Origin of the sequence: Devosia equisanguinis, from assembly GCF_900631955.1 — a bacterium.
Lineage (GTDB): Bacteria > Pseudomonadota > Alphaproteobacteria > Rhizobiales > Devosiaceae > Devosia > Devosia equisanguinis.
This window is the reverse complement of the sequence record NZ_UZWD01000015.1, coordinates 17,845-42,336: the sequence shown is the minus strand read 5'-3', so window position 1 is coordinate 42,336 and position 24,492 is coordinate 17,845. Positions and strand designations below refer to the sequence as shown.

At 62.9% G+C, this 24,492-nt stretch carries 24 protein-coding genes; 9 read left to right on the top strand and 15 right to left on the bottom strand.

The window, feature by feature from the left end:
• Positions 1 to 60: 60 nt before the first annotated feature.
• Both DEVEQU_RS04595 and DEVEQU_RS04590 read right to left on the bottom strand, forming a co-directional pair.
• On the bottom strand, positions 61 to 1,077 hold the full coding sequence (locus DEVEQU_RS04595) for a hypothetical protein (protein ID WP_126149400.1): 1,017 nt from the start codon (positions 1,075 to 1,077) through the stop codon (positions 61 to 63).
• Between the two features lie 37 nt (positions 1,078 to 1,114).
• Positions 1,115 to 2,104 (bottom strand): extracellular solute-binding protein, encoded by a 990-nt coding sequence (locus DEVEQU_RS04590; protein ID WP_164550243.1) that lies wholly within the window; start codon positions 2,102 to 2,104, stop codon positions 1,115 to 1,117.
• Positions 2,105 to 2,232: 128 nt separating this feature from the next.
• Here DEVEQU_RS04590 and DEVEQU_RS04585 point away from each other — a divergent pair, with 128 nt between their 5' ends.
• Positions 2,233 to 3,291 (top strand): ABC transporter ATP-binding protein, encoded by a 1,059-nt coding sequence (locus tag DEVEQU_RS04585; RefSeq protein WP_126149398.1) that lies wholly within the window; start codon positions 2,233 to 2,235, stop codon positions 3,289 to 3,291.
• Positions 3,292 to 3,294: 3 nt separating this feature from the next.
• A complete protein-coding gene (locus DEVEQU_RS04580) occupies positions 3,295 to 4,938 on the top strand; it encodes an ABC transporter permease (RefSeq protein WP_126149397.1) in 1,644 nt (547 codons plus the stop codon).
• 53 nt (positions 4,939 to 4,991) lie between these two features.
• Here DEVEQU_RS04580 and DEVEQU_RS04575 read toward each other — a convergent pair whose 3' ends face one another.
• The 3 genes from DEVEQU_RS04575 to DEVEQU_RS04565 form a co-directional block, all read right to left on the bottom strand.
• Complete coding sequence (locus DEVEQU_RS04575; protein ID WP_126149396.1) at positions 4,992 to 5,885, bottom strand: SDR family oxidoreductase; 894 nt, start codon at positions 5,883 to 5,885, stop codon at positions 4,992 to 4,994.
• Between the two features lie 91 nt (positions 5,886 to 5,976).
• Positions 5,977 to 6,813, bottom strand: a complete 837-nt coding sequence (locus tag DEVEQU_RS04570; RefSeq protein WP_223214104.1) for a division plane positioning ATPase MipZ — start codon at positions 6,811 to 6,813, stop codon at positions 5,977 to 5,979.
• A gap of 165 nt (positions 6,814 to 6,978) precedes the next feature.
• On the bottom strand, positions 6,979 to 7,998 hold the full coding sequence (locus tag DEVEQU_RS04565; protein ID WP_126149394.1) for a LacI family DNA-binding transcriptional regulator: 1,020 nt from the start codon (positions 7,996 to 7,998) through the stop codon (positions 6,979 to 6,981).
• 127 nt (positions 7,999 to 8,125) lie between these two features.
• Here DEVEQU_RS04565 and DEVEQU_RS04560 point away from each other — a divergent pair, with 127 nt between their 5' ends.
• From DEVEQU_RS04560 to DEVEQU_RS04535, 6 genes are all read left to right on the top strand, one after another.
• Entirely contained in the window at positions 8,126 to 9,076 is a 951-nt protein-coding gene (locus tag DEVEQU_RS04560; protein ID WP_126149393.1) for a glycoside hydrolase family protein, read from the top strand.
• Positions 9,077 to 9,079: 3 nt separating this feature from the next.
• Complete coding sequence (locus DEVEQU_RS04555; protein ID WP_126149392.1) at positions 9,080 to 10,237, top strand: serine hydrolase domain-containing protein; 1,158 nt, start codon at positions 9,080 to 9,082, stop codon at positions 10,235 to 10,237.
• Between the two features lie 107 nt (positions 10,238 to 10,344).
• Complete coding sequence (locus DEVEQU_RS04550; RefSeq protein ID WP_206437784.1) at positions 10,345 to 11,649, top strand: ABC transporter substrate-binding protein; 1,305 nt, start codon at positions 10,345 to 10,347, stop codon at positions 11,647 to 11,649.
• Positions 11,650 to 11,766: 117 nt separating this feature from the next.
• Positions 11,767 to 12,693: a carbohydrate ABC transporter permease gene (locus DEVEQU_RS04545; RefSeq protein WP_223214103.1), complete on the top strand. Its 927-nt coding sequence runs from the start codon at positions 11,767 to 11,769 to the stop codon at positions 12,691 to 12,693.
• On the top strand, positions 12,690 to 13,514 hold the full coding sequence (locus DEVEQU_RS04540; RefSeq protein WP_126149391.1) for a carbohydrate ABC transporter permease: 825 nt from the start codon (positions 12,690 to 12,692) through the stop codon (positions 13,512 to 13,514). Before DEVEQU_RS04545 ends, DEVEQU_RS04540 begins: the two co-directional genes overlap by 4 nt.
• 14 nt (positions 13,515 to 13,528) lie before the next feature.
• The gene (locus DEVEQU_RS04535; RefSeq protein ID WP_126149390.1) at positions 13,529 to 14,599 is read left to right on the top strand and encodes an ABC transporter ATP-binding protein; all 1,071 of its coding nucleotides are present in this window, start codon (positions 13,529 to 13,531) and stop codon (positions 14,597 to 14,599) included.
• Positions 14,600 to 14,680: 81 nt separating this feature from the next.
• On the opposite strand, the gene DEVEQU_RS04530 is transcribed toward DEVEQU_RS04535, so the two are convergent.
• The 9 genes from DEVEQU_RS04530 to DEVEQU_RS04490 all read right to left on the bottom strand — a co-directional run bounded on the left by DEVEQU_RS04530 (position 14,681) and on the right by DEVEQU_RS04490 (position 22,894).
• Entirely contained in the window at positions 14,681 to 17,143 is a 2,463-nt protein-coding gene (locus tag DEVEQU_RS04530) for a beta-glucosidase (RefSeq protein WP_126149389.1), read from the bottom strand.
• Between the two features lie 236 nt (positions 17,144 to 17,379).
• The gene (locus DEVEQU_RS04525; RefSeq protein ID WP_126149388.1) at positions 17,380 to 17,976 is read right to left on the bottom strand and encodes a helix-turn-helix domain-containing protein; all 597 of its coding nucleotides are present in this window, start codon (positions 17,974 to 17,976) and stop codon (positions 17,380 to 17,382) included.
• 328 nt (positions 17,977 to 18,304) lie between these two features.
• Positions 18,305 to 18,733: a thioredoxin TrxC gene (trxC, locus tag DEVEQU_RS04520; protein WP_126149387.1), complete on the bottom strand. Its 429-nt coding sequence runs from the start codon at positions 18,731 to 18,733 to the stop codon at positions 18,305 to 18,307.
• Positions 18,730 to 20,472 (bottom strand): SulP family inorganic anion transporter, encoded by a 1,743-nt coding sequence (locus DEVEQU_RS04515; protein WP_126149386.1) that lies wholly within the window; start codon positions 20,470 to 20,472, stop codon positions 18,730 to 18,732. Before DEVEQU_RS04515 ends, trxC begins: the two co-directional genes overlap by 4 nt.
• A gap of 51 nt (positions 20,473 to 20,523) precedes the next feature.
• Positions 20,524 to 20,850 (bottom strand): beta-lactamase hydrolase domain-containing protein, encoded by a 327-nt coding sequence (locus DEVEQU_RS04510; protein WP_126149385.1) that lies wholly within the window; start codon positions 20,848 to 20,850, stop codon positions 20,524 to 20,526.
• A 51-nt stretch (positions 20,851 to 20,901) separates the two neighbouring features.
• Positions 20,902 to 21,795 (bottom strand): MBL fold metallo-hydrolase, encoded by an 894-nt coding sequence (locus tag DEVEQU_RS04505; protein WP_126149384.1) that lies wholly within the window; start codon positions 21,793 to 21,795, stop codon positions 20,902 to 20,904.
• Between the two features lie 21 nt (positions 21,796 to 21,816).
• On the bottom strand, positions 21,817 to 22,257 hold the full coding sequence (locus tag DEVEQU_RS04500) for a DUF6691 family protein (protein WP_126149383.1): 441 nt from the start codon (positions 22,255 to 22,257) through the stop codon (positions 21,817 to 21,819).
• Entirely contained in the window at positions 22,257 to 22,685 is a 429-nt protein-coding gene (locus tag DEVEQU_RS04495; RefSeq protein ID WP_126149382.1) for a YeeE/YedE family protein, read from the bottom strand. Before DEVEQU_RS04495 ends, DEVEQU_RS04500 begins: the two co-directional genes overlap by 1 nt.
• Positions 22,682 to 22,894, bottom strand: coding sequence for a YgaP family membrane protein (locus DEVEQU_RS04490; RefSeq protein ID WP_126149381.1), 213 nt, complete (start codon positions 22,892 to 22,894; stop codon positions 22,682 to 22,684). Before DEVEQU_RS04490 ends, DEVEQU_RS04495 begins: the two co-directional genes overlap by 4 nt.
• Before the next feature lie 76 nt (positions 22,895 to 22,970).
• On the opposite strand from DEVEQU_RS04490, the gene DEVEQU_RS04485 reads away from it, so the two are divergent.
• On the top strand, positions 22,971 to 23,276 hold the full coding sequence (locus DEVEQU_RS04485) for an ArsR/SmtB family transcription factor (protein ID WP_126149380.1): 306 nt from the start codon (positions 22,971 to 22,973) through the stop codon (positions 23,274 to 23,276).
• 9 nt (positions 23,277 to 23,285) lie between these two features.
• Here DEVEQU_RS04485 and DEVEQU_RS04480 read toward each other — a convergent pair whose 3' ends face one another.
• On the bottom strand, positions 23,286 to 24,467 hold the full coding sequence (locus DEVEQU_RS04480; protein ID WP_126149379.1) for an MFS transporter: 1,182 nt from the start codon (positions 24,465 to 24,467) through the stop codon (positions 23,286 to 23,288).
• Positions 24,468 to 24,492 lie beyond the last annotated feature (25 nt).

The following is a 24,492-nucleotide window of genomic DNA, read 5'->3' as shown; positions in this document are numbered from 1 at the left end:
CAGGACTGGAACCAGCCAGATCAGGCGCGGAACGGGGTAGGTCCATCCGCGCATGGCCGCTCATTTCAGGCGCACGCCCATATAGGTGCGGTCGTCGGTCAAGGCGATATCGGTGGTGCCCTTGGTGCTCATATAGCGGCCGATCTTGTGCAAATCCTCGGCTTCGACATCGCGGAACCCCTGTTCCCAGGCCGCGACGCCAAAGCCTTCCCCCAGCTTGAAATAGCCATCGGAGAATAGCTCGATTGTATCGATATCGGCCAGAGCGTAGGAGCGGGTCTCCACATATCGTTCCGGCACGGCAAATCCGTCGAGACCGCCATAGCCGAGCACCTTGTCAGTGACGTTCTGGAAGTCGCCTTGTCCGTAGCAGATGCCGCCATGCACGAGCGTCTCGATCTCGGCGACGGGCACATTCGGTAGATGCGCCTTGCAGGCGGCGAGCGAGCGGCTTTCGATTTCGGCAATAACACCGGCGTCAGCTGTTTCCGCGCCTGACGGTTGGTGGCGCGTGCCCTGCCAGGTGATGAGGGCGGAGAGGCGGTCGCAATCGGCGGTGCTGCGGCCAAGGGCTTCGAAATAGCGCCAGGTTTCGCGCCGCATGATGGCGGTCACGTCGTCCAGCGGCTTGAGCACCTGCAGCACGTCGTTACCATTGATGCGCAACCCGCTATCGCCCACAGCGACCACTTCCAGCTGGTCGCCGATAATCAGCGTCGCCATGACGGTGCAGCCGCCGCGCAATTTCCAGTCGGCGGTAACAGCGTCGAGCACGCCATTGGCCACATAGCGGGCGCGGATGGCGCGGCCGAGATAGTCTACGAAATGCTGGCCGCCGGCGAATTGCAATTCGGGCTGGCTGGCATCGCCCTGCGCCAAAATGAATTTCTCGATGGCGCCCTGCACGACACGGGAGGCGAACTGCCCCGACAACATGCCGTCATAGCTGGTGCCATTGCGGTCGGTTACGCCATCGATGACGGCGTAACCACGATTGGGCATGATGACGAGACTGTCCTCATTGGCTCCTGGAGCGCTGAACTTCTTGCCCAGCGAGAAGGCTTCCATGTGCTGCATTCAGAATAGTCCCGTCATCACGTGCTTGGTTTTGTTCTTATTCGCCGATGGCCGTGCGCCACTCGGCCAGCACGGCCTCGGCCCCGCCAAGCTCGCTCAGCGGCTTGATCTTGAGCACATTGGCGTCGGCCAGGTTCGGCGTGCCCGGAGGCGGTGCGACGTCGAGACGAACCGAGCGGCGGCCGATATCATTGGCCAGCAGTTCCTGGGTCGACTTGGACAGGGCCCAATCGATGAAGGCCTTGCCGCCATCGGGATTGGGTCCGCCCTTGACCAGGCCAATACCGTCCGGCGTGGCCACGGTGCCGTCGCTGAGCAGGATCACCCCGATCGGGGCGCCGCCCTGCACATATTCGAGCGCATTGTCTTCGAGGGTGAGGCCCATGGAGGTCTCGCCATCGGCAACGAAGCGCGGCACGGCGCCGGAGCTGTCGGTGAACACGAAGTTCTTGGCGATCTCCGCATATTCTTCCCAGCCCTTGTCACCGAACAGGGTGAGCACGGCCTGCAGCTGCTGCATGGCCGAACCGGAACCATCGGCACGGGCCGAGGCGATCTGGCCCTGCCACTTGGGATCGGCCAGGTCGGCCCAGCTCTTGGGGGCGTCTTCGAGCGAGAGCAGGTCGGTGTTGACCGCCAGCACATAGACAACGGCGGTATAGGGGGTCCAGGCGTCATTGGCGACGAACTGGGGATCGATCTGGTCGAATTCGGGCGGGCTATAGGGCTCGAGAATGTCGGCCAGTTCGGTCAGCTGGCTACCGGAGATCGACCAGATCACGTCGGCGGCCGGGGCATTGGCTTCGGCGCGGGCGCGGCGGGCGACATCGCCCGAACCAAGCTGCACGACTTCGGCCTTGAGTCCGGTTTCCTGTTCGAAGACCGGCAGCAGGCGATCGACGATCGAGGACTTGTGGGCGGTGTAGATGACCACGGACGCGTCCTGGGCCAGGATCGCCGGGCTCAAGGCCGTCGTGGCGGCAAGTGCGAGAGCCATGCCGATGAATGTTCGTTTTGCAACACGCATAATTTCCTCCTGTACTCCCATGATCAGTTTTTGATCGGTTGCGATCATGAAACGACATTTCACTTGTTGCAAGACGAAAATCGTGTTTACGTTTTAGAAAATCGACCTAAGGGCTAGGGAGGGCTCGTATGGCCTATCTGACTGTTAATGACGGTGTGAAGCAGTTCGCGACGTTCCGGGCGCTGAATGGAGTGTCCATTGCGGTGGAACGCGGGGAGTTCTTCACGCTGCTGGGGCCGTCGGGCTGCGGCAAGACCACGCTTCTGCGCGCCATTGCCGGCTTCAACGACCTCAGCTCCGGCAGCATCATGCTGGACGGCAAGGATTTGCGCGCCATCCCGCCGCACAAACGCGATATCGGCATGGTCTTCCAGGACTATGCCGTGTTTCCCCATCTCAGCGTCTTCGACAACGTCGCTTTCGGCCTCAAGCCACGCAAGGTGCCGGCCGAACAGATCAAGACCCGCGTCGCCGAGGCGCTGTCGGCCGTGCATCTGCAAGCCCTGGCCGAGCGTCTCCCCGCTGCCATGTCCGGCGGACAACAGCAGCGTATCGGCCTCGCACGTGCCATGGTCATCAATCCGCAATTGCTGTTGATGGACGAGCCGCTCTCCAATCTCGACGCCAAGCTGCGCATCGAACTGCGCGAAGAGATTCGCGACATCCAGAAACGCGTCGATATCGCCACCATCTATGTGACGCATGATCAGGAAGAGGCGCTGGCCATTTCCGACCGCATCTGCGTGATGAGCGCCGGCCATATCGAGCAGATCGGCACCCCGCAGCAGATCTATGGCGATCCCCAGACCCTGTTCGTCGCCAATTTCGTGGGCACGCTCAATACGCTGGTTGCAGGCGAAGGGCTCTCCCGCCTGCTCGCCGATCTCGGCCTCGGCCGTGCCGCTGCGCACTGGACGGTGCGCCCCGAACGCCTGTCACTGGTCGAAAGCGGTGCAACGGCTCCTGTCGGTGCAGTCGTGGTGTCGGGGACCGTCAACAAGTTCACCTATCTGGGTCGCGAGGCCCATGTTCTGGTCGATACCGCGGCCGGCCCGGTGGTGGTTCAGGTCTCCAACCCCGCCCTTGGCGCGGTACGGAATCCGGGCGACACGGTCTCGGTTCTCTTCGAGCGCAACGCCTTGATGGCATTCGATGCCGATGGCAAGCGCCTCTCGCTGGAGGGCTAGTCGATGTTGCGCAAATTCGATTTCTGGACGCTGGTGATGCTGGGAACCTGGGGCATTCTGCTCCTGCTCCTCTTCATCCCCGTCGGCTCGGTTCTGCTCTCGAGCTTTTTCGACACGGCCGGCAATGCGACCGTCGAAAACTATCTGCGGTTCTTCGGCGAGCCGCGATTCCAGCGCGCCTTCTTTAATACGCTTGTCGTCGGCTTCGGCGGGCTGTTCGGCGCCTTGCTGCTCGGCTCGATCATGGCCTTCTGCATTTCGCGCTTCCAGATCAAGGGCAGCCGCTTCGTCTCGCTCCTCGCCATCCTGGCCCTGGTGTCGCCGCCCTTTATCGGCGCCTATTCCTGGATCGTGCTGTTCGGCGCCGGCGGCGTCGTTCGTGCGTGGCTGCGCGATTTCGGCATCACCATGCCGCCGATCTATGGCGTCGGCGGCATCCTCATCGTCTTCGCGCTCAAATTCTATCCTTTCGTCTATCTGATGGTTTCGGGGGCGCTCTCCAACGTCAACCGCTCACTCGAGGAAGCGGCCGAAGGGCTGGGGCTCACGCCGCTGCAGCGTACCTTCAAGATCTCGTTCCCGATGGTGTTTCCGGCTCTGACCGCTGGTGGACTTCTGGCGCTGATCCAGTCCATTGCCGACTTCGGCACGCCCCGTCTGCTCGGGCGCGGCTATAATGTGCTGGCGACCGAAGCCTATACGCTCTATTCGGCCGAAGTGGGCTCCAACATGTCGATGGCCACCACCATCAGCGTGGTGCTCATCGTCGTCTCCATGGTCTTCGTGATGATGCAGCGCTTCATGTCGCGCCGGAACGTCTACCACGGCAACATGATCAACAAGCCCACCAAGATCCAGCTCAAGGGCTGGCGCAATGTGCTGGCGCATTTCGCCGTCTATTTCATCGGGTTGTGCGGCGCCATGCCGGTGATCATTTCGGTTATCTACTCGCTGCGTCGCACCAATGGGCCGGTGTTCCAGGACGGCTTCGCGCTGCAGAGCTATGAGCGTATTCTGTTCAATCTCGGCGACGTGGTGCGCAATTCGCTGACCTTCTCGGCCAGCGCCGTGGTGATGATCGTCATCGTTGGCACCATTGTGGGCGTGCTGGTTGCCCGGCGTACCACGCTCAACACCTCGCTGCTCGATGGCGCCTTCATGATCCCCTATGTCATGCCGGGGATCGTCATCGGCATCGCCTATATCGCGGCCTTCAATACCGGTCCGCTGGTGCTGACCGGCACGGCCTCGATCATCGTGTTGTCGATCTTTATCCGCCGCCTGCCCTATACGGTGCGTACCACCTCATCGGCCTTGCGGCAGATATCCCCCAGTCTGGAGGAGGCTGCGGTTTCCCTTGGCTACAGCCCCTTCCAGGCCTTCCTGCGCATCACCGTGCCGCTCATCGTTCCCGGCATTATCGCCGGCGGTATGCTGAGCTTCGTCACGGCGATCAACGAGCTGTCCTCCTCGCTGGTGCTCTATGTCGGCTCGACCATCACCATGCCGGTCCGCATCTACCTGCTGATCCTCGACGGTGATTTCGGCACGGCAGCGGCCATGTCCACCATCCTTCTGGTGCTGAGCGGTATCGCCGTCTACATCGCCTTCCGGCTGATGGGACGCAACGAGCAGGCTTTGCTCTAGGCCAAACGAAAGAGGGCGGGAACCCAAGGGTCCCGCCCTTTCTGTTTTTGGGATCAGGCGACGCCCTTGCCACCGGTCACCCCGAACACTTCCCCGGTAATATAGCTGCCCTCCTGGGAGGCGAGCAGCACGTAGATGGGCGCCAGTTCCACCGGCTGCCCCGGCCGCCCGAAGGCACTATTCCCTCCGAACGTCTCGACCTTCTCCGGAAATTGTCCGCCGCTGGGCTGCAGCACCGTCCAGAACGGGCCGGGCGCCACGGCGTTGACGCGAATGCCGCGCTCGATCATCTGCTCCGCCAGGGCCTTGGTATAGGCGACGATCCCCGCCTTGGTGGTGGCATAGTCGAGCAGATGCGCCGAGGGTTCATAGGCCTGGATCGAGGCGGTGGTGATGATCGACGCGCCGGGCGGCAAATGCGGCACGGCGGCCTGCGTCATCCAATGCAGCGCGTAGAGATTGGTTTTCATGGTGCGGTCGAAGTCCTCGCTCGAGACTTCTTCCACCGATTCCCGCGCCTGCTGCCGCGCAGCATTGATGACGAGAATGTCGAGGCCACCCAGCTGCTTGATGGCTTGCTCGACAATAGAGCGGCAAGTCTTTTCCTCGGATATATCGCCGGGCAAGGCATAGCCCCTGGTCCCGGCCTTTTCGATATAGCCGATCACCTCATTGGCGTCGTCGATCTCGTCAGGCAGGAAGTTGATGGCGACATCGGCGCCTTCGCGCGCAAAGGCAATGGCGGCAGCGCGGCCAATGCCGGAATCGCCGCCGGTGATCAACGCCTTGCGGCCGAGAAGGCGGCCGAAACCGGCATAGCTTTCTTCGCCGTGGTCCGGCGGCGGCGTCATCTTGCCGACAATGCCCGGCTGGGATTGCGGCTGGCGGGGAAAGGGCGGCGCTGGATATTGATGGCGCGGGTCCTGCATGGTGAAGCGGTCGGTCATTTGGTCCTCCGTGGTTGGGAGGCCAATGTCCGGCAGGGCGGTGAGTTCCGCTCGGCGCGGTCACGCTTTGCCCGCGGCGCGAAATGCCTGGCTATGCCGAGGCCCGCAGGTCCTGTGCTTGAGGCAGGCGCAGGGCCGTCACCAGCGAGCGATATTCGTGGCGGGCGTTGATATGCGACATGGTCGGTGCGCCGCCGAGCAGGTCGGCCTCCAGCGGGTCGAACACGGTCATGCCGGTGAGGAAAAGCGAGCGGAAGATCACGCGGTCGGCAATGCCGTCGGCAACCCGGCAGCCCAATCCTTCGGCGAGGCGCTCTACCGTCTCCTGCACGCGGCTGGCATTGTGCGAGCCGAGATTGGAAATGCGATTGCGCACCAGCACCCAGTCGATGGCGCCCCCGTTCTCGGCCTGACGCTCGGCGCGCGCCTTCTGCACATTGCGCGAATAGGGGCTGGCCTCGAGCGGCGCACCGGTCTTGGGATCGATGCGGGCCAGCACGTCGAGATCGATCATGCTGTCATTGATGGGGGTGACCAGTGTATCGGCCGCGCCATGGGCAAGCCTGGCGAGGTTGCCGTCAAAGCCGGGCGTGTCGATGACGACGAAATCCACCTGGCCGCGCAGGCCATCCATGGCGCGCGTGAAGATTCCCAACTCGACCTGCTGGTTTTCGCGGATGGAGTCGCCCCAGGCGGTCGGCAGGTGCACATGCTTGGGCATCAACACATCGCGGCCGCTGGCCTCGGCCGAGGCGCGGCGATTGCGGACGTAGCGGGTCAGGGTCTGCTGGCGGCTATCGACGTCAATGGTGGCGACCCTGTGCCCCAGATGCAGCAGATAGACCGCCAGATGCAGCGCGGTGGTGGATTTGCCCGAGCCACCTTTTTCGTTGCCGACCACAATGACATGCGTGCCGCCCTGGGCCATTTCGAACTCCAAATCAGCAGAGATCCCGTGCTGCCCATCAGCTGCCGTCATGGTTAACAATACGCTAACAAGACGGAGCGGCGGGGCGAAATGCACCGATTGACGAACCGCGCCTGCCCATAGCGCGTGGGGTTGATGGAGGCCGGACAGGCCTTGCCTCTGCCGCTAGTGCGCAGCGGGCAGGGAGCCGCGGATGAGCGTGGGCATGGGCACCATCTGTGGCTTGGCCTTCTGACCGGCAAAGAGCAGGTTCACCGCGCGGCGCCCCATTTCCTGGTGGGGCAGGCCGATCGTGGTCAGACCCGGCCGGAGATAGGAGGCGAGCTCGTCATTGTCGAACGAGACCAGCGCCACGTCGTCGGGAATGGCGAGCCCGGCTTCCGTCAGGGCCTGGTAGGCGCCGAAGGCCAGCCGGTCATTGAGGCAGAGCAGGCCGCGCGGTGTGCCTTTCTGCAACTGCGCCTTAGTGAGAGCGTAGCCCTGGTCCGGCTCCCAGTTCCAGCAACTGAGCTCGGCGTCGAACCGCAGGCCACGCGCCCCCATCTCGTCGCGAATGCCGGCAAAGCGCCGGGAAATGCTTTCCGAGCGAAACAGCCCTGCCTCTTCTTCCGCATTGTGGCCAACAAGCACAACGCTCTCGCTCACCCCTGCCTCGACCAGAAGTCTAACCGCCGTGCGGCCACCTTCATATTCGTCCGGCAGCACCGACAGGGGAAAGCGCGCGCTGGTGCTGTTGAGCATCACCGTCGGCACATTGATGGCGATATCGGGCACGAACACTTCGCGCGCCCGCATGGCGGCGAAGATCAGCCCGTCGACCTGCCGATCGAGCGCCGCTTCCACCGCCTGAATCTCGCGCGCCGGCTCGCCGCCGGTTTCGAGCACCAGCATGACATGCTTGGCGTCCTCGGCACCGGCCAGCGCGCCGCGAATAAGGCCGCTGGCGAAACGCGTTGTCGCCACATAGTCGGAAATGAAGGCGATGGAGCGCGATTTATCGGTGCGCAGCGCGCGGGCGGCAACATTGGGACGATAGCCGAGCGTGGTTGCGGCCTCATGCACCTTGGCATGGGCGTCGGCCGATAGGCGCGTATCCGGCCTGCCCGTCAGGATCATCGATGCCGCTGTGGTCGAAAGCCCGGCAAGCCGGGCCACATCGGCCAATGTCACACGCTTTTTCGGCAAGCCCTATGCCCCTGTTGATGCCGGCGAAATCAGCGCCATGCATTTTCGACTGGATAGCCATGCAGCGGACGCTTGACAACTCTCCCGCCGCGTAGCATTTGCTAAATGGTTTTAGCAGGGGCCTTGCATGTCTTTCAACCTTCCCGATCACTGGGTTTGGGATTTCTGGTTCGCCGACGATGGCGCCCAGTTTCACCTATTCTACCTGCATGCCCCGCGCGCGCTCGGCAATCCCGACCTGCGCCATCGCAATGCCCGTATCGGCCATGCCACGTCGCCCGATCTCGTGTCCTGGACCGATCATGGCCTCGTGTTCGATGCCGGCCCCGAAGGCAGCTTTGATGGCAGCGCCACCTGGACCGGCTCGATCGTGCGCGACGATGTCGGCCTCTGGCGCATGTTCTATACCGGCTCGCGCTTCCTCTCGCCCGACAGCTTTGCCAATATCGAAACCGTTGGCCTGGCGACTTCGCCGGATCTGTTCGCCTGGACCAAGCAGCCCGGCCCGGTCGTCGTCCCTGACCCCTCGCTCTACGAAACGCTGGGGACATCGAGCTGGCCGGAAGAGGCCTGGCGCGACCCATGGGTGTTCCGAGATGCCGCAGGGCTCTGGCACATGCTGGTGACCGCCCGCGGCAAGGATGGTCTCGAGCCCGATCGCGGCGTCATGGCTCATGCGACCTCATCCGATCTCAACAATTGGACAGTGCAGCCGGCGCTCAGCGCAGCCGGTTCCGGCTTTGCTCATCTCGAAGTGTTCCAACTGATCGCCATCGCCGGGCAGAACCACATCGTCTTCTGCTGCGACACGGCAAAACTCTGTGGCCCGCGCGCCGGGCAGACCGGCGGTGTCTGGACCCTGCCGGTGGGCGAGATGCCCGGTCAGGTCGATTTCTCCAAGGCGCGGCTTCTGGTCGACGAGCGGCTCTATGCCGGTCGTGTCGCCCTGGATCGTGCGGGCAAGCCGCATCTGCTGGCGTTCAACAATGTCACTGAGAACGGCGACTTCCGCGGCGGCATTTCCGATCCGCTGCCCCTGGTCGTCGGAGCTGACAATTATCTGGTCGTGGAGGCTTAGGGCATGAGCGTGGATATCAACGGTTCGGTCGAACCCGGTTTCGAACCCCTGGCCGACGCCTTCGCGCTTGGCTTTGCCGATCGTCCGCAAATGGGCGCAGGGCTGCATGTCCGCGTGGACGGCAAGACCGTCGTCGACCTCTGGGGTGGGGTTGCCGATGCGCGCAGCGGGCGTGTCTGGACCAAGGACACGCCCACCACGGTCTTTTCCTGCACCAAGGGTCTGGTTTCGGTTCTGGCGGCGCGCCTGGTTCAGGATGGTCGGCTTGACTACGACGCCCCGGTCAGCCAGTACTGGCCCGAATTCGCCGTGGCTGGCAAGGACAAGGTCACCGTGGGCCAGGCCTTGGCGCATCAGGCGGGGCTGTCCGCGCCGCGCGCCGATCTCAGCGAAGACGATATCGTCGATTGGGATCGCATCACCGCCATTCTGGCTGCGCAGGAACCGCTCTGGCCGCTGGGCACGGGCTATCAATATCATGCCCTGACCCATGGCTGGCTCGCCGGCGAAATCATCCGCCGCGTCACCGGCATGTCCGTGGGCCAGTATTTCAGTGAACTGATCACTGCCCCTCTGGGCGCCGACGCCTGGATCGGCCTTCCCGATGCGCTGGCCGATCGGCCCGCCCATATCCGCGTCAGCCAGCCGCTGATCGATCTTTGGGCCGAGGAAAGCAAGAAGCCGCAGCCGAACTGGCCATACAAGGCCATGACGCTGGGGCACGCCTTGCCCGTCGACCTCGTCAGCGAGACCGGCGGCTTCAACAAGCACCGTATTCGTGCCGCCGAAATCCCGGGCGCCGGCGGCATTGCCTCGGCCGAGGCTCTCGCCACCATCTGGTCGGCTGTCGTAACGCCCACAGAAGGTGTCCGGCTGCTCGACGATGCGGTCATCGCCGAGGCGACGCGTCCGCAAAGCCAGGGCGAGCCGGTGTTTGGCGGGGAGCCTCCATTTTCTCGCTGGGGCTACGGCTTCCAGCTCGATTCCGAAGCGCGGCGCTATCTCGGCGACGGCTGCTTCGGGCATGACGGCGCAGGTGGACAGGTCGGCTTTGCCGATCCCCGGCGCCGGATCGGTTTCGGCTTCGTCACCAACTGGATGATGGGGCCGGAAGACCGGCGCGCAACGACCGTCATCGAGGCTTTGCGCAAGCTGGTATAGTCGCTGCGCATCGGCAGGAGGGACATATTGACTCTCCTCCGGCTCCATGCGCTAAATCCATTTAGCAGACGGAAATATCCACTGCCTTTACCCTGGAGGAGGTCGTCTTGAGAAATCAGTCCCGCCACGCACTTCGTATCGCCGCGCTGACCCTGTCGGTGGCCGCAACGGCCGGCACCGCAATGGCCGCGCCCACCTGCGGCACCGACCCGGTCGTGCTCAATTCCTATTTCGAAACCGGCTTCCCGCTGCCCACGCGCCTGGCCGAAGAGTTCACCAAGCAGTTCCCCAATGTCACCTTCGACATCAAGGAAGACCAGTTCGCCAATATGATGGAGAACTCCCCGCGCATTCTGTCCGAAGACAATGCGCCGGACCTGATCCGCGTGCCCTCGATCACCGATCTGGTTGCCAACAACCTGTTGCGCAATCTCGACGACGATTTCACCGCGCTGGGCTGGGACCAGTTCCCCGCGGGCCAGCTGGTGCAGCTGCGCGTCGAAGAGGGCGGCCGTCCGCGTGGTACCGGCTCGCTCTACGGCATGGGCCTCAACTACTCGATGACCGGCGTGTTCTATAACAAGGAACTGGCCGCCAAGATCGGCATGACCGAGCCGCCGAAGTCGCTGGCCGAACTTGACGCCGCCATGGCCAAGGCCAAGGAAGCCGGTATTCTGCCCGTCATGCAGTGGAACAAGGGCACGGCAGGCCTCGCCTTCCCGCTGCAGAACCTGATGGGTGCCTACGGCGCGCCCGAGCCGATCAACGACTGGATCTTCCAGAAGGACGGCGCCACCATTAACACGCCCGACAATCTCAAGGCTGCCGAGCATCTCGATGGCTGGATCAAGGCTGGCTATTTCCCCTCCGATGCCAATGCCATCGAATATTTCCAGATGATGAGCCGCTATATCGGCGGCGAAGGTCTGTTCATGTTCAACGGCGACTGGGAGTCGGGCAATCTCGACACCAATGCCAAGGACAAGTTCGGCTTCTTCATCATGCCGAGCCTGGAAGATGGCGGTCGCCACGCCTCCATGTCCTCGCCCCTGACCTATGGCATTGGGGCCAAGGCCGCCAATCCGGAATGCGCCGCCTTCTTCCTTGATTGGGTGGCTCGCAACGAACAGGCTCGCGCCATCAATGTGGAAGTCGGAGGTTCCAACCCCGGCGGCCCGACCGATCTGCCGCTGCCCGCCGTTGAGCCGGGTTCGGTGACCGAGCAGTCGCTCGCTGCCGGCGCGACCCTGGCCAAGGACAATGGCGCCATGGACTTTATCGCCAACGCCACCGGCGCCATCTTTGCCGCTGGCTGGACCCCCGAACTGCAGAAGATGGTTGGCGGTCAGCAGAACGCCACCGGCCTGCTCGAAGCCGTGCAGCGCGAATACGAAACCCAGTTGTCCCGCTGAGGATTTCGAGCCGCTGCCGACCCGGATCAGGTCACTCTCCCAGGGAGTGGCCTGATCCAGTTCTTGCTATGACAGAGGCCCTAGGGGCACTCGAGCCACAGCGATGGTGAAAGACATATGACATCGACACCGGCCGCGCAGCGGCAAGACACAAAGCGGCGGGCGCCCGCCAAGGGCAATCGCAAGGCCGTCATGACGGCCTGGCTGTTCATCGCGCCCGCCGCCATCGCCTATGCTGCCTTCGTGCTCGTGCCTCTGGCCATGAGCTTCTACTATTCGTTCCTGCGCTGGGACGGCATCGGGGAAGCGCGCTTCCACGGGCTGACCAATTACATCACCGTCCTGACCGACCCCAAGCTGTTGCAGATCATCGGCAACGCCTTCCAGCTGGTGGGCTATTTCACCATCATACCGGTTGTATTGGGTCTTGCCGTCGCCTCGGTCATTCGTGGCCACATGGCAGGCGCCTTCGGCACTGCCACACGCACCATTCTGTTCCTGCCCCAGGTCATTCCGCTGGTTGCCGCCGGCATCGCCTGGAGCTGGATGTTTGCCTCGACCGGCGTCGTCAATCAGGGCCTGCGCGCGATTGGTCTGTCCGACTGGGCGCGCGGCTGGCTGGGCGATTTCGTCTGGGCACTGCCCGCTGTCGGCATGATCGGCGCCTGGGTGCTGCTCGGGCTCTGCACCATGCTGCTGGTCACCGGCATCACCAAGATCGACCCGAGCCTTTACGAGGCCGCCCGTCTCGACGGCGCGCGGCCATGGCATGAATTCCGTTACATCACCCTGCCGGGCCTGCGCCAGGAAATCGCCGTCTGCGTGACGCTGACCGTCATCTCGGCGCTGGCGAGCTTCGACATCGTCTATATCTCCACCCTGGGCGGGCCGGGCATCACCACCACCGTGCCGGGGCTCGAAATCTACAGACTTGCCTTCGCCCACCGCCAGGTCGGCCTCGCCTCGGCCTTGGCCATTGTGCTCATGGTGCTGGTGCTGATCTCGATCACGCCGATCCAGTGGTTTGCCCGGGAAAAGAAATGAAGACGACGCATTCCAATACGCTGGTGGCGCGCGGGCTGATCGTCCTGTTGATGGTCATCACCCTGCTGCCCTTCCTCGCCATGCTCTCTGCCGCTTTGGCGCCGCAGGGGACTTATCCCAATGGCTTGCAATGGCCCGCCGATCCGCAATGGGGCAATTTCGTTCGCGCCTTCGAAGTCTCCAAGATGGACCAGCTGCTGCTCTCCAGCGTGCTGATCGTGCTGGGCGTGGTGCCGATCTCGGTGCTGATCGCCACCATGGCGGGCTATGGCCTGGCCAAGCTCACCACCAATAAATACAAGTGGCTCTACCTGCTCTTTGTCTTCGGGCTGACGTTGCCCTTCGAGGCTGTGATCACACCCCTCTATTACGAAGTGCGGGCGCTGGGCCTGCTCAATACGCGCTTCGCGATCATCCTACCGCTGATCGGGCTCTATATGCCCTTCGGTGTCTACTGGATGCGCGCCCACTTCCTCAACGTGCCGCATGACCTGACCGAGGCCGCGCAGCTCGACGGCGCCACCCGCTGGAAGGAATTCTGGATGGTGCAGGTGCCGCTGGCGCGTCCCGCCATCATGTCGCTGACCATCCTGCTGTTCCTGTGGACCTGGAACCAGTTCCTGCTGCCCGTCGTCTTGGTGCAGGACCCGATGCAACGCACCATGGCCGGCGCCCTCGGCGCCTTCCAGGGGCAGTGGGGCACTGACATTCCGCTGCTCTGCGCCGGCGCGCTGCTGATCCTCGCGCCCACCATCGCACTCTTCCTTCTCTTCCAGCGCCAATTCGTCGCCGCCCTGATGCAGGGCGCGGTGAAGGGCTAACAGGAGTTTCCGAAATGGCAGGGCTGACCCTCCGTTCCGTTCACAAGAATTATGGCGAAGTGCCCGTCATCAAGGGTGTCGATCTCGACATTGCCCATGGCGAGTTCGTGGTTTTCGTCGGGCCGTCGGGCTGCGGCAAGTCCACCTTGCTGCGCATGATCGCGGGCCTCGAGGACATCACCGATGGCGAAATCACCATTGGCGACCGCGTGGTCAACGATGTGGAGCCGCGCGATCGCGGTGTCGCCATGGTATTCCAGTCCTATGCGCTCTATCCGCACATGACCGTCTACGACAATGTCGGTTTCGGACTGAAGTTGGCCGGCACGCCCAAGGATGTGCGCGACAGGAAGATCCGTGACGCCGCCAAGGTCTTGCAGATGGAGCATCTGCTTGATCGCCGCCCGGCCCAGTTGTCCGGTGGTCAGCGTCAGCGCGTTGCCATCGGACGGGCCATTGTGCGCCAGCCCGACGTGTTCCTCTTCGACGAGCCTCTGAGCAATCTCGATGCAGCGCTGCGCGGCGACATGCGCATGGAGCTGGCGCGCCTGCACAATGATCTCGACGCCACCATGATCTATGTGACCCATGATCAGGTCGAGGCCATGACCCTGGCCGACAAGATCGTGGTGCTCGATGGCGGTGTGGTGCAGCAGGTGGGCAGCCCGCTCGATCTCTACAACAAGCCGGCCAATCTCTTCGTCGCCGGCTTTATCGGCTCGCCCAAGATGAATCTGCTGCCGGCCAAAATCGTCAGTGCCGATGGCGGCGCCCTGCGGCTCGCGACGGCCGGTTCCGAAGTGCAGGTCCCCGGTCGTAGCGATGCCAAGGCCGGTGACAGCGTCACCCTTGGCCTGCGCCCCCATGCGCTGCATCTTGATCCTTCGGGTCCCTTTAAGGGCGCGGTGCAATTGGTCGAGCGGCTTGGCAATGAGACAGTCATTCGCGCGCGGTTGGGCGATGGCCAGGAAATCACCGCCGCCCTGCTTGGGCAAAGCGCGCTGGAGGTCGGCGGCACGGTAACCCTCGGCTTTGCGACCGACGAGGTGCATCTGTTTAGCGCCCACGGGCAACGCCTAAACTGACGGACTTATCCCGTCAGCTGAAAATGAAGTGGCCGTGGCATGGGAAAATCCCAGGCCACGGCCGTTGTGTTTCTCCGCGTTTTAGAGCGGCAGTGTCAGCGCGCTCTTGCGGGTGATCTGCTGCTGCAATGGCAGGTCGGTCGAGCACAGGCCTACATGAATGGTGAATGCACCCGCCTCGACCAGCCAGACTTTGGCATGGGTGTCGAAGAACGCGAAGCTGCGGGCATCGAGCGCCAGCGAGACAGTTGTGGAGGCGCCGGCCTCCAGCTTGATCTTGGCAAACGCCTTGAGCTCCTTGGCCGGACGCGGCGCCGAGGCTTCAGCGTCGCTGACGTAAAGCTGCACCACGCTTGAGCCCTCGCGCGCCCCGGTATTGGTCAGCCTGACCGCAACATTGACCACGCCGTCGCTCTCGAAGTCACTGTCATCGACCACGAGATCCGACAGGGCGAATTGAGTGTAGCCGAGGCCGAAGCCGAAGGGGTAGAGCGGGGTCAGACCCAGCTTGTCATAATGGCGATAGCCGACGAAAATGCCTTCTTCGTAGCGCACCTTGCCCTCGAGGCCCGGATAGACCTCGCGGTCCTGGCTATGGGCGGGATTGTCGGACCAGCGCACCGGAAAGGTCTGTGGCAGGCGACCGCTGGGCTCTGCCGCGCCGGTCAGCACGTCCGCGATGGCATTGCCGGCCTCCTGGCCGGGATACCAGGCTTCGAGCACGGCGGCCACCGAGCCAATCCAGGGCATTTCCACCGGCCCACCGGTCTGCAGCACGACGATGGTGCGGGGATTGGCCTTGGCGACGGCCGCCACCAGCTCATCCTGCCGCCCGGGCAGGGTGATCGACTGCAGGTCGCTGCCCTCGGTGTCCCATTCGCCATTGCGGCCGACAAAGAGGATGGCGACTTCAGCACCGCTGGCGGCCCCTACTGCTTCGGCAATCGCCGCATCGCCCAGCGGATAGCCGATGCCACAGGCCAATGCGGCGAGGCCAAGGGTCGAGAAATCCTTGGTGGCGAATTCGATCACCACCTCATGGGCGCGACCGGCCTCCAGCATCACCGACCCGACCACCTCATCGCAGCCTTCCTCGAAGAAGGTGCGGCCCTTGCTCCAGTTGGTCCAAGCATCGGCGATGAGCTTGCCGTCCACATAGGCCTTGGCAAAGCCCGCAGCATAAATGCCCAGATTGTGCGCGCCGCTGTGCTCGGGCTTGAAGTGGCCGGTCAATCGGACCGAGAAGTGCAGCGGGTCTACCTTGCCCTCGGCGACGCGGCCGATCCAGAAGGTCTGCGCGTCTTCCTGTGTGCCGACATAAACAGGCGTGCCGCTGAGCGTCTCATTGTCGAAATACTCGGCATCAAATGGACCGCGCAGCACCGGCTGGAAGCGGTCATTGGTGCAGCCGGGCGCGTAGCGGAGCCGGTTTTCGCCGACCGCCGAGACCAGGCCCTGCCAGGGCGAGATGCGGTAATGGGCATTGAGTTGGGCGCTGCCGCCGCCCATGATCTGTGCGGTCTTGGCATTGGGGCCGATCACCGCGATCGTGCCGGTGCCGGCGAGAGGCAGTACGCCCTCGTTCTTGAGGAGTACGGCGGCCTCGGCACCGGCGCGGCGGATCAAGGCGCGCGTCTCCGGCCGGTCGTCGGCGCGTTCGGCATGGGGACGATGATCGTCGAGCGAGCCGACGCGGTCCATCAGGCGCAGCATGGCCAGCACACGCCGATCGAGAATGTCCTGGTTGACCGTTCCGGCCTTGACGGCATCGACCAGCTTCTGCCCGCGGTCACGCGTTGGCCCCGGCATTTCAAGGTCGAGTCCGGCAATGACGGTTTCGGCGGTCGAGTGGCTGCCGAACCAATCGGACATGACGATGCCGTCATAACCCCATTCGTCGCGCAGCACAGTGCCGAGGAGCCAGTTGTGCTCGGAGGTGAAGGTGCCGTTGAGCCGGTTATAAGAGCTCATGACGCCCCAAGTGCCGGCTTTCTTGACGGCTGCCTCGAACGGCAAAAGGTAGATTTCGCGCAGCGCCCGTTCGTCGATTTCGCTTGAGATCGTGGTACGCTCGATCTCGCTTTCATTGCCGACAAAATGCTTGATGGTGGCGCCAATTCCCCGATCCTGCAGCCCCTTGATATAGCCCACGGCCAGTTCGGCGGTGAGGAACGGGTCTTCCGAATAGCATTCGAAATTGCGCCCATTGGTCACCGAACGGTGGATGTTGACGGTGGGCGCCAAAAGCATATGAGCGTTCTTGGATTTGACTTCCTCGGCCAGTGCGGCGCCGATCTCTTCGAGCAGCGCCACATTCCAGGTCGATCCCAGCGCGATGCCGACCGGGAAACTGGCGGACTTCACCCCGCCAACCAGGGAGCCGCCGCCGCGCGCCCCATTGGGGCCGTCGGTCACCCGCAGCTTGCCGATACCCAATCGATCGACGGCAGGCACGCTCCAGAAATCTTCGCCCGAGAGGATGGACACCTTCTCCTCCAGCGTCATGCTGGCCAGAAGCTGTTCGATGCGTTCGGAATTGCTCATGATTGTCCTCCCTTGGCCGAGCTGGCCGGTGTTTGATAGAGGGTTTTGAAGGTCTGGCGAAGCACGTTCTTCAGCCTTTTGCCCATGGTTTCGCGCACGCTTTCGGCTCCGTACCACGCGGCAAGTGCAGCGTCCGGCCAACACCAGGCTCTATGGCGACGCGCTGACCGCGACCGAGCCTAGTATGGGCCATGACTGTCGATGGGGTTGAAAGCTCCGCCAGGCAGAGGCTGGCGCTATTCGTGCTCGAGATTGAACCAAAGTGCGCGTGTTTCAACGTCGCCTGGGTTCCAGATCCTGTGCATCCGGCGCGCCTGATAGGCAATGAGGTCACCGGGGCCCAGGTCGTGAACGGCGCCATCCACTTCGACGGATAGAACGCCGTCGAGCACGTAACCATATTCAAAACCGTCATGCGACGCTGGCGACTCGTTGCCGCCGCCGCGTGCGGCAAAATGGGTCAGCGAGACCGAAACGCCGCTGGCACGGTCCTGCTTGAGCAATTGCGTGACCATGTGCTCGGGCGTCTCGACATGGCGGCCCTTGCCGGCGCGTGTGACAATTGTTTCCTCGCCGTTCGGGTCGGCCACCAGCAGGTCCGGCACGGTCAGTTCGAGCGCGCTGGCGATCACCATCAGCGAGGCAATGGAGGGGGACGCACGGCCGCGTTCGACGAGGCTGAGCATGGAGGTGCTGAGGCCCGATGTCGCCGAAAGCGCCTGCAGGGTCAGCTTGCGCGTCCGCCGCGCCGCACGAATACGCATGCCGATGGCATTCAGCATAGCGGCTGTCGCCTTCTCAAGGTCCGGCGATAGGGTGACTTCGATGGCCATTTCAGGTCCTCGTCACGACCCTGCACGCCCAAATGCGATGAGACAGAAATGGGACGGCGCTTCGCAGTTCAGGGGAGGCCAGGCCATGAGGATCGGCTGCTTTGTTCAAATTGAGAATCGAATGTTGCATCGTTTTTGCGCAAATCAATTCGTTTTGTCGACATATCCTTTGCTTGTCGTGAACTGCGTCGTCAGCGGCGATTTTGTCCGCTATACGTACTTATCCTGATACGGCGCAAAAATATCTTGCTGTTTGACCCAATGATTTTGAGTCTAGTTCAAAAATGCGCCTGGTTGGTGCCGTGATCAGGCGCTCGGGTGCAGCGCCTTAACGCGCTGTCTGGCGGGCCCAGTTCACAATGTCGGTGCTCGACATGGCGCCGGAGACGCGGCCCGCTTCCTTGCCGTTCTTGAACAGGATCATGGTCGGGATGCCCCGAATACCAAGCTGACCTGCAAGCGCCTGATTGTCGTCGGAATTGAGCTTGACGAAGCGCATCTCCGGCTCTGCCGCACGCGCTGCCGCTTCGAATTGCGGTCCCATGACACGGCATGGTCCGCACCAGGGCGCCCAGACGTCGACCACCACTGGAATGTCGGATTTGGCGATTTGCTTTTCGAGAATGGCGGCTGGCACGTCGGCCGGAGTGCCCGAGAACAGCGCCTTGCCGCAGCGCCCGCATTTGCCGCGCGCCATCGCTTTGTCAACGCCAATGCGGTTGGTGGCCCCACAGGCCGAGCAGACGATATTGGTCATGCCGCTTCCCCTTCTTCACCTGTTGTACGCAGGCGGTGCGCGGCAATCGCTTGCATGGCCTGATGCTGGCTGAGATGAACCCCGGCAAGATGGGCGATAAAGTCCGTGCGCTCCAGCTTATCCATCACCGGCCCCTTCACTTCCGACAGGTGCAGTGCAATGCCGATGTCGTGCAGCCGATGCGCGATGGCCTCGAGGCTTTCGAGTGCCGACATGTCGATAGTGTTCACCGCCGAGCACATCAGCACAATGTCGGTGATGCCGGGATGGTCCGCAACCTGTTGCAGCACCAGATCCTCCAGATAGCGGGCATTGGCGAAGTAGAGGCTTTCGTCGACGCGAATGGAAATGACGCCGGGGACGGTGTCCACCTTGTGGCGCTTGACGTTGCGATAGTGCTCGGTTCCCGGCACCTGCCCGACAATGGCGGCATGCGGCACCGAGGAACGGTAGAGAAACACCAGGATCGAGGCGCCAACGCCCAAAGCGATGCCGGTTTCTACGCCCAGCAGCAGTGTGCCGACCATGGTGATGGCGACAGCGGCAAAGTCCGCGCGCGAATAGGTCCAGGCGCGCTTGAGGATAGAGAAATCCACTAACGTCAAAACCGCAATGACGATGGTTGCGGCCAGGGTCGCCTTGGGCAGGATGGCGAGGAACGGCGTCAACAGCAGGGTGGCCAAGGCAATGCCGATGGCGGTGAAGGCGCCGGCCGCCGGCGTCGCGGCGCCGGCGTCGAAATTGACCACCGAGCGCGCGAAGCCGCCGGTCACCGGATAGCCGCCACCAAGTGCTGCGGCGATATTGGAGGCGCCGAGGCCGATCAGTTCCTGATTGGGCGCTATGCGCTCCCGCCGCTTGGCGGCGAGCGTCTGCGCCACGGAGATGGATTCGACAAAGCCGACGATGGAAATGATGAGTGCGGGCAGTGCGAGCTGGTTGATCACGCCGAGATCAAGGTTGGGCATGCTCAGCATCGGCAGACCCTGCGGGACATCGCCCACCAGCGCCACACCCTTTGCGCCCAGATCCATGCCAACCGACCAGGCCATGGTGAGAAAAACCACCAGGACTGGCCCGGCGCGCACCAGGACGGTCGCGACACTTTTGGGAATGCCCAGGCGAGCCAGCCAGTTCTTGAGATCGAGCCGGATCCATAGCAGCAGTGCCAGCGCGACGGCGCCCACGGCCAGGGTCCAGAGATTTATAGCGCCCAGATTGGTCCAGATGGAGATGACAAGCTCGGGGAGGGTGTGGCCCTCGGTCTTGATACCGAAGAGGCCTCCTATCTGGCTGGTGGCGATGATGATGCCCGATGCGGTGATGAAGCCGGAGATCACCGGATGGGATAGAAAATTGGCGACAAAGCCGAGCCTGAACAGGCCCATCATGGTCAGCATGACCCCAGAGAGCAGGGCCAGCATGATGGCGGCGCTGGCATAATCCACGCTGCCTTCTGCGGCGATGCGGCCGACCGCGCTGGCGGTCATCAGCGATACCACCGCCACCGGACCCACTGCGAGTGCCGACGACGTGCCGAAAACCGCATAGGCCAGCAGCGGCAGGATCGAGGCGTATAAACCCACTTCCGGCGGCAGGCCGGCCAGCAGCGCATAGGCCAGCGATTGCGGGATCAGCATGATGGTGACGATCACCGCCGCTATCAGATCGCTGGTCAGCGTCTGCCTGTTATAGCTGCGGCCCCAAGTAAGGATGGGGAAATAGGACTGCAAGCGCACCGCTCGATACTCTGTCTGTGCACCACAATGGGCCTGTGGTCGGGCATGGGGCTATTGGTTCAGTGTGGCATAGAGGCTGCCGGCCCGGGCACCGGAGCGGCAATAGCCCAGCATCGGCTTGGGCATGCTCGCCCAGGCATCATGGAAGCGGATGATCTGGCCTTCGCCCAGCATGCCCGAGACCGGGACATGCACGATGGCGATCCCTTGCTCCTCGGCCGCCTTGGCCACGTCGGCGAAACTGGGCTGGCCGGGTTCTTCGTCATCAGGGCGGGCACAGAGGATGGATTTGAAGCCGGCTTCGGCCGTGGCCTTGACCTGGTCGGGCGTGATCTGGCCGGTGGCCGAGAAGTCGTCGCTGATCTTGCGGATAGTCATCGATTTGCTCTTGGGCTTGAAGAAGGAGAACATGGTTTGGGCGGTCGCGTGCTAGAGGCCGTTGACCGGCACCTTGAGGAAGGTCTTGCCATCCTTGTCCTTGGGCGGCAGCTGACCGGCGCGCATATTGACCTGCAGTGACGGGATGATCAGCTTGGGCATGGCCAGTGTCGCGTCGCGCGCTTCGCGCATGCTGACAAAGCTGTCCTCGCTGGTGCCTTTGCCGACATGGATATTGTGGTCGATTTCGTCGCCGACCGTGGTTTCCCACTGGATATCACGGCCGTTTGGACCGTAGTCGTGGCACATGAAGAGCCGCATCTGCCGCGGCAGTTGAAGGACCCGTTGGATGGAGCGGTAAAGCGTGCGCGCATCCCCACCGGGAAAGTCGGCGCGGGCCGAGCCGCCATCGGGCATGAATAGCGTGTCCCCGACAAAGGCGGCGTCACCGATGACATGGGTCATGCAGGCGGGGGTATGGCCAGGCGTGTGCATGGTATGGGCGGTCAGTGAGCCAATCTGGTAGCTGTCGCCATCCTTGAGCAGGCGGTCGAATTGCGAGCCATCGCGCTGAAATTCGGTGCCTTCGTTGAAGATCTTGCCAAACGTGTCCTGGACGATGGTGATGTTCTCCCCGATCGCCAGCTTGCCGCCGGTTTTGGACTGGATATAGGGCGCGCCCGAAAGGTGATCGGCATGCACATGCGTCTCGATCAGCCATTCCACCTTGAGCCCGTTGTCACGAATGAAGGCGATGATCCGGTCGGCGCCGTCATAGGTGATACGCCCGGCGGCATAGTCGATATCCATCACCGAATCGATCACCGCGCAGGCCTCGGAGTTCGGGTCCTTGACCACATAGGAAATGGTGTTGGTTGGCGCGTCGAAGAAAGCGGTCACTTCCGGCTTCACCGAAAGGTCGGGGGTGAAAGCAAGACTGGCCATGAAAAGCTCCTTTGGTAAGGGTCAGGCGGATTGCGTGGCGCGCTGGGCGAGCGATTGGCGCAGGGTGCGAGCGGCGAAGATGCCGGCCATCATTGCGCCCACAAAGGCCCAGGCCGTTACTTCCCCCAGGCCGAGGGCTGGAATGGCGCCACCCGGGCAGAACCCGGATATGCCCCAGCCGATCCCGAACACGGCCGCGCCGGCGATCAATGGCATGTCGATCCGGCGGTTGGTGGGCAGGTGGAACCTGGCTTCGAGCACCGGCTTGGGCCGCCTCAGCACGAAACGATAACCGATGGACGTGACCAGGAGGGCTGAGGCCATGACCAGCAGCAGCGACGGGTCCCAAGTGCCGGCCACGTCGAAGAAATTAAGCACCTTGGCCGGGTTGGCCATGCCGGAAACGGCAATGCCGGTACCGAAGACGATGCCGATCAGGCCCGCAAGAATGGTGCGCTGCATCAGAAGCCTCCCAGCACGTGACGAATGACGAAGACGGTCAGCATGGCAACGCCGAGGAAAACCGCGGTGGCGACGATGGAGCGTGGGGAAAGCCGCGCGATGCCGCACACCCCATGACCCGAGGTGCAGCCCGAGCCGAAATACACCCCGACCCCGACGACGAGTCCGCTGGCAATGATCCACGGCATTGGCACCGGGCTGGAATAATCGACGGTGAAGCCGGACACGGCCATGACCAGCAGCGGGGCGACGATGGCGCCGGCGATAAACGCTGCGCGCCAGGCCCAATCGCTCGAGAAGGGCGGCAAGAGCCCTGAGAGAATTCCCGTCATGCCGGCAATGCGGCCATGAAACGCCATGAGCAACACGGCCGACAGGCCAATCAGCGCGCCGCCAAGCAGCGACGCCACGGGCGTAAATTCAGTCATGGGTTGGAAACCTTGGAGGTAGAGAGGCCGATAAGCCGATAAAGGGGGCAAAAACGCAAAGCCGCGGTAGCGATCATGATCACGCCCGCGACCAGGCTGATCCAGAACAGGGCGGGGTGCGGCAACAGGCCGGTAAGCGCCAGCGCAACCAGCACGACGCCGGCGATGAGGCGGATCAGACGATCGGCAGGGCCGACATTGACGGACATCTCCAAACTCCTTGAAAACCGGTTCCGAAACAGCGATAGTGAACTAACGATTATTCTCATATACGAGATTTCTAATATGATCAATATGGAACTGGAGAAGATGGAGCAGAATGCCGAGAAGGCATCCGAGCTCCTGACGGCCATGGCCAACCCCAAGCGCCTGTTGATCCTGTGCAATCTGCTCGACCAGGAGCTCAATGTCGGGCAGCTGGCCGAGCGTGTCGAGCTGGGACAATCACCGCTGTCCCAGCATCTGTCGAAGCTGCGCGCCTGGGGGCTGGTAAAGACTCGTCGCGATGGTCCGCAGATCAACTACTCGTTGGCCTCGAGCGAGGTGCGCCAAGTTCTCTCCACTCTCTACAATATCTACTGCGCCTGCTGAGGCGCCCGGTCAGCCCTTGCGACCAGCCTGCCAGACCAGTGGCACCAGCACCAATGCCACCGCCGGAAAAACCAGCCAATTGATGGTCTGCCAGCCCGAGGCGTGCAACAGCGCCCCGGCGAAGAACGAGGCGACAGCGACGGTGCCGAACACCAGGAAATCATTGGCGCCCTGGGCCATGCCGCGCTCTTCGGGCGTATGGCAATCGGTGACCATGGCTGTGGCGCCAATGAAACCGAAATTCCAGCCGATCCCCAGCAGGATCAGTGACACCCAGAAATTGAACAGCTCCAGACCCGCCAGGGCAAAGCCGGCCGAAATGCCGATGAGCAGGAGGCCCACGGCCGTCACGCGTTCCTTGCCGAACCGGGCCATCAGCCTGCCGGTGAAAAAGCTCGGCGCGAACATGGCCAGCACGTGCCATTGAATGCCGAGCGCTGCATGGTCCACCGAGTGACCGTGCCCAACCATGGCGATAGGCGCGGCAGTCATGACGAAGACCATGAGCCCGTAGGACACGGTCCCTGCGGCCACGGCCAGCATGTAGCGCGGCATCAGCATGATCTGCATGAGTGTGCGGGTGGGCGCGGCACTGCTTTGGGCCTTGGTGTTGGCAGGCTTGGCCGCGAGCAGCAGCAGCACCGGAATGGCCAGCAGCGCCAGGACGGCCTGGCTCAGGAAGCTGCCGACAAAAGGCGTGCCGGGAAACAGGTCGCGCGTCCAGATGACCAGTTGCGGGCCGATGATCGCAGCCACGAGGCCACCAATCATCACCCAGGAAATGGCCCTGGCCTTGTCCGGCCCTTCGACCGCGTCCGCCGCAGCAAAGCGATAGCTCTGTACATAGGCCGCATAGAAGCCCGCGATCAGTGTGCCGGCGCAAAAAACAGCAAACGATGCCAGGTAGATGCCGAAAGCCGCAACGATGCCGGCAACGACGCCGATGCTGGCACCGAACACATAACCCCGCCGCCGCCCAAAGCGTCGCGTGACATAGGCCGATGGCAGCGTGCCCAGGGCCAGCCCCAAATTCAGCATGCTGACCGGCAGCGTCACCAGAGCCGGATCGGATGAGAGCTGCTGCCCTACCAGGCCGCCCAGCGCGATCACGATCGGCGGGCTGGCACCGCCCAATGCCTGCGCCGCGGTCAGCACCATGACATTCTTGTTGCGCGTGATCGGCTGGCTCATATCGGAGTCCGGGAATGGGGAGATG